Origin of the sequence: Candidatus Magnetobacterium casense (genome assembly GCF_019173545.1) — a bacterium.
In the GTDB taxonomy this organism is placed as follows: domain Bacteria; phylum Nitrospirota; class Thermodesulfovibrionia; order Thermodesulfovibrionales; family Magnetobacteriaceae; genus Magnetobacterium; species Magnetobacterium cryptolimnobacter.
Genome location: NZ_JABXWD010000430.1, coordinates 1 through 2,686, shown reverse-complemented (window position 1 = coordinate 2,686; position 2,686 = coordinate 1). Strand labels below are relative to the sequence as shown.

At 51.9% G+C, this 2,686-nt stretch carries 2 protein-coding genes; both read left to right on the top strand.

Features of this window, described 5'->3' with window-relative positions; translation table 11 throughout:
• Nucleotides 1-92: 92 nt before the first annotated feature.
• Complete coding sequence (locus tag HWQ67_RS15890; protein ID WP_218253665.1) at nt 93-1,013, top strand: PLP-dependent cysteine synthase family protein; 921 nt, start codon at nt 93-95, stop codon at nt 1,011-1,013.
• A 206-nt stretch (nt 1,014-1,219) separates the two neighbouring features.
• On the top strand, nt 1,220-2,686 hold a 1,467-nt coding region (locus HWQ67_RS15885), incomplete at its 3' end, for an HD domain-containing phosphohydrolase (RefSeq protein WP_218253664.1).

Here is a 2,686-nt window from a genome sequence, read left to right as displayed (position 1 = left end):
TGTCGCCGCCGGAGTTCGTCGTAAGAACAGTGGTTGGTGAGTAACCCTGTGAGGCAGGAAAAACCATTTGTGAGCAGAGTGCGCACCCAACTATGGTACAACCAATGGGTATAGTCGATGCCATAGGACAGACGCCCGTGGTGAGCCTCGGTAGTCTGGACATAAACCCCAAGGTCAGGCTCCTCGTAAAGCTCGAGGGCAATAACCCTGGCGGCTCGGTAAAGGACCGGATTGCCTATTACATGGTCAGGGATGCGCAGCAGAACCATAAGCTCAAAGACCACCACGTAATACTTGAACCTACCAGTGGCAACACCGGTATCGGACTTGCCATGATAGGGGCAGCGCTGGGATACAAGGTCAAGCTCGTGATGCCCGAGTGCGTGAGCCTTGAACGCAGAATGACCCTCATGGTCTACGGTGCAGAGCTTGTCCTTAGTCCCGGGGATGAGGGCACCGATGGCGCCATCAGACTCGCTCACAAAATATACGACGAAGACAGAGATGCCTACTTCATGCCAGACCAGTTCAACAATCCCGCAAACGTCAGAAGTCACTACGAAACCACAGGCAGGGAAATCTACGAGCAAACCAACGGTGAGATAAGCACCTTTATCGCCGGTATGGGCACCACTGGCACACTGATGGGCGTTAGCAAAAGACTCAAGGAGTATGACCCTTCAATCGAAATTATAGGCGTAGAACCCGTCCTGGGACACAAAATTCAGGGACTGAAAAACATGTCCGAGTCCATCGTCCCGGGCATCTACGACCCCGCCAGACTCGACGACAAGAGAATCGTCAACGACGACGACGCCTACAATACCGCCAGATGGCTGGCCATGAAGGAGGGCATCTTTGTCGGAATGAGCAGTGGCGCCGCCCTCTACGTCGCCGTCAAAAAGGCACAGGAAATGACAGACGGCGTCATTGTCGTCATACTCCCCGACAGAGGCGACAGGTACCTCAGCACCACCCTCTTTAAGTCCATCTGCGCAAAGTGTCCACCCTAACTTTTTAATCTCTGAACGCTCTCTCTCGCTTGCACACTTGCATGTACAGATGCGTTATTGGGGGTTTTGTCTTTGGCGGTAGGGTGGTTCAATTCTTGCATGTATATTTGCCTGCGCAGTTTGTTTCACACGCGCTGGTTGCGTCGGTTTAGATTATGTTGCAAACAAACAGACAAAAATTTGACAGGCACTAAGTGGAGGCAAGGTTGATAGGCAAAAACGATTTGTCCATAGGCAAACCTTTGACATATCCAGTGTACGATCAGCACGGCAAGCTGATGCTCAGGGAGGGTTACGTAATCAAGGACAAAAATGAGCTGCGGCGTATTGTGGAGTTGATGGGGAGCAATCCGGCAAGTTTTTTCGGCTATGCGGCAGGCTTTTCTCCACTGAATCGCACAAGGCCTCTGGTAGACCTGGACAACGATACCCCGTTTGAACTCATAGATGAGGTCTATGAGGGGCTGGAACACCTGTTTACACAGTACAACGTCGTAGATGACTTCCAGGGTAAGGTCATGGCCCTCTGCAACACCATCCAACAGGTGTGCTATGAGGATGAGGACCTGGCCCTTGGCATCATGCTGACGGACAATGACAGGCGCTATACAATCAAACATCCAGTACACACTGCCATCATATCGGAGATAATAGCGAAACGCCTGGAGTGGTCTATCGATAAGCGCCAGGAGATGCTTGCCGCAGCCCTGACCATGAACCTCTCTGCACTCCAACTCCAGGAAGCGCTGTACTGGCAGAAAGATGCTCCCAGCGAAGAACAAAAAAAGCAGATATCTGTCCACCAACACCGCACCGTTAAGCTGCTACAGTCCCTCGGAGTAACCCAACAGCAGTGGCTGACGGGCGTGTTCCAGCACCACGAGGCAATTGATGGCAGCGGCTATCCCAGGGGTCTAAAGGGGGACGATATCTGCCAGACGGCTCGCATCATATCCCTGGCCGACGCCTACAGTGCCATGATATCGGGCAGGGGGTATCGTCCTGCCATGCCCGCAAACACTGCCATGCGCAGCATATTCCTGGACAAGGGCACTCGTTTTGAAGAGGAACTCGGACTGTACTTTATCAAGACCATCGGCATCTATCCTCCGGGGACATTTGTGCGCCTGAACAACAACGAAATCGCCGTGGTCACATACAGGACGGAGAAGGCCAACTGTCCTATCGTACACAGCATCCAAAAGTCAAACGGCGAACACCTCCCGGCACCCTTCAGGAGGGACACCGCAAACGGTAAGCACAACATCACTGAGGTGATTGCACCCTCCAAGGTCAACCTCAGCATCAACCGGCATCAGTTGTGGGGATATGGGGCGTTCAAAAAAATGGCTTCAGCAAAAAGACGCTACGACCGTGTACCAACAAACATCCCGGCAAAGGTCTTTGACCTCAACACGATATCCTCCATGGAGGTCTCCATAATGAACCTCAGCAAGGGTGGGTGCCTGATAAAAATCCCCATGAAAAATACCTCCAAGAAACCAACACTGCTTAAAATAGACAGCACCTATTATATGACATTCAGGATACTGGAAAGAACCGTGGATAATATAAAGTTCACCGTCAGAAACTCCAAGATCAGCGAAGACTCTCAACTCGTTGGTGGCCTGTTTACAGACCTGACAGAGGAAACCGGTACCATCATCCGCTTG

Bases quoted from the DNA above. Each gene is read 5' to 3' on its own strand.
- HWQ67_RS15890 (WP_218253665.1), top strand. From the start codon at position 93: ATGGTACAACCAATGGGTATAGTCGATGCCATAGGACAGACGCCCGTG.